The organism is Methylovorus menthalis, assembly GCF_020523625.1.
Lineage (GTDB): Bacteria > Pseudomonadota > Gammaproteobacteria > Burkholderiales > Methylophilaceae > Methylovorus > Methylovorus menthalis.
In genome coordinates this window covers 1-2,032 of sequence record NZ_JAJAQH010000009.1, presented here as the reverse complement: position 1 = coordinate 2,032, position 2,032 = coordinate 1, and the positions used below count along the sequence as shown (strand labels likewise).

Annotated in this window: 2 protein-coding genes and 1 pseudogene; all 3 read left to right on the top strand. The window is 55.5% G+C overall.

Annotation, left to right across the window (positions count from 1 at the left end):
- Window positions 1-560: pseudogene (locus tag LG204_RS14050) on the top strand (hypothetical protein); the annotation flags it as partial.
- On the top strand, window positions 561-860 hold the full coding sequence (locus tag LG204_RS14045) for a DUF2523 domain-containing protein (protein WP_012777804.1): 300 nt from the start codon (window positions 561-563) through the stop codon (window positions 858-860).
- The gene (locus tag LG204_RS14040; protein WP_230337913.1) at window positions 857-2,017 is read left to right on the top strand and encodes a zonular occludens toxin domain-containing protein; all 1,161 of its coding nucleotides are present in this window, start codon (window positions 857-859) and stop codon (window positions 2,015-2,017) included. Before LG204_RS14045 ends, LG204_RS14040 begins: the two co-directional genes overlap by 4 nt.
- The last annotated feature ends 15 nt before the right edge of the window (window positions 2,018-2,032 follow it).

Genomic DNA, 2,032 nt, shown 5'->3' with positions numbered 1-2,032 from the left:
CCACCAATTCAACTGCCACTTTCAACGGCGATGGCACGGTGATTGTCGTTACCACCACCGAAAAGACCAATGAAGATGGCACCAAGGAAACGAAGACCGAAACAAAAACGGTCAGCCAGACCAGCTATTGCGCCGAGAACCCCACGGCGGCCCAATGCAAGGCGGCGACCGATTCCGATATCTCCGGGGCATGCGATGCCGTGGCCTGCAAGGGTGACGCTATTCAGTGCGCCATGGCGAAAGAACAGGCTCGCCGTAACTGCGAGTGGTTTAAAGAAAACGCCGACTGGAAAGCCAAGGGCGAGGCGCTAACCAATGGCACCGACACGACGGCTAATCCAGCGGAAGAGAACAACCGCACGATTGTTAATCTGCCCACGGCATTGGATGCCTCCAGCCCGATTTCTGCCACCGGGATTCAAGACCGGACCTTCTCTTTGTTTGGTCGCAGTTACACCTTGCGGCTATCGGAGCTTAACCCTTACCTGGCGATTGTCGGGTATGTCTTTATGGCCTTGGCCTATGTCGCTGCAGGCCGAATCTTAGCGGGAGCAGTATAAATGCCTTTATTCATTTCGATGTTCTGGGGCTTTGCCGCCCTGTCGCTTAAAACACTAGTCGGGCGCGTACTGGTGGCCTTGGCGATTACCTATGTCACCTATCAGGGGCTGGATGTACTGTTATCCGGCGCAAGACAAGCCGCCCTTGGTCTCTTAACCAACGTCCCGGCGGATGTGATTGGGGCAGTGGGCCTCCTGCGCCTGGGCGAGTCCATCAACATCGTATTCAGTGCGATTGCGGCGCGCTACATCGTGCAGGGCTTAACAGGTGGGGTCCTTACAAGGCAGGTGATCAAATGATTCACCTGATTACAGGGCTTCCAGGCTCGGGCAAAAGCCTCTACACCTTGTCGAAGGTCAAAGAGAGGGCGGATAAAGAAAATCGCCCGGTGTTCTATCACGGCATCCCTGAACTCACCTTGGATTGGCAGCAGCTCGAATCCGCTGATCAATGGGTGGATTGCCCCAAGGGTGCGATCATTGTGATTGATGAATGTCAGTCCACCTTCAGGCCGCGTGCCACTGGTGCTGCGGTGCCTCGCCATGTCAGCCAGCTGGAAACGCACCGGCATGATGGCCATGATCTCTATCTGATCACGCAGCACCCCATGCTGGTTGATTCCAATTTGCGCCGCCTCGTGAACTACCATTATCACGTCGAGCGGTTCTTTGGCTTTGCAAAGTCCAAAATCCACGAATTCCACAAGGTGCGGGAGAACGTCGACAAGTCCACCAAGAACAGTATCGAGAGCCACTTTGTTTACCCGAAAGAGGTCTACACCTGGTACAAGTCGGCCGACATGCATACGGTTAAAAAGCGTATCCCCATGCGGTTGGTGCTTATGGTCTTGTTGCCCGTGCTGTTCTTTGCAATCGTCTGGTATGGCTATCGTGCCTTAGTCGGGATCTCAAAAGCGCCGGATCCTGCCACCATGCCAGCCATGGAATTGAGCGGATCCGCGCAACCTAATCCGTCAGCTTCCCCGCAATTCCAAAAGCCCGTCTATTCATGGGGTGAAGCGCAACGCCCACGCGTCCCTGATCTGCCGTTTACGGCTCCCAAGTATGACGACATCACAAAGCCTGTCATGGCCCCCAGAATCGCCGCTGCTGTGCTGATAAGGGGTAGGTGTACCGCATACACCCAGCAGGGCACCAAAATCGCGATGGATGAGGCTGTGTGCCTCCAGTTCGTGCATAACGGGATGTTTCAGGATTTCGACGATGGCAGCGCTCGCTTTAATAAAGACCAACGCGATCTTAACCAACAGACCATGACTCCGAACGCACTGGACGACGCGCAGCGCCCGAAGGGTGAGCCGGTAGCTCCCGCGGCGGTAGCCGTGATTCCTTATCCCACGGATGAGGAATCAGAGCGTAGCCCGGCGAATCGAGTGCGTGAGCCGCAGTCTCAAAACCGCTACCCAAACCCACCCCAACCTTACGCGGGAAGTTGATACGGCCAAGTGAAA

What these genes read in the sequence shown, in the direction of transcription:
- LG204_RS14045 (WP_012777804.1), top strand. Translation starts at nt 561, where the DNA reads ATGCCTTTATTCATTTCGATGTTCTGGGGCTTTGCCGCCCTGTCGCTT.
- LG204_RS14040 (WP_230337913.1), top strand. Translation starts at nt 857, where the DNA reads ATGATTCACCTGATTACAGGGCTTCCAGGCTCGGGCAAAAGCCTCTAC.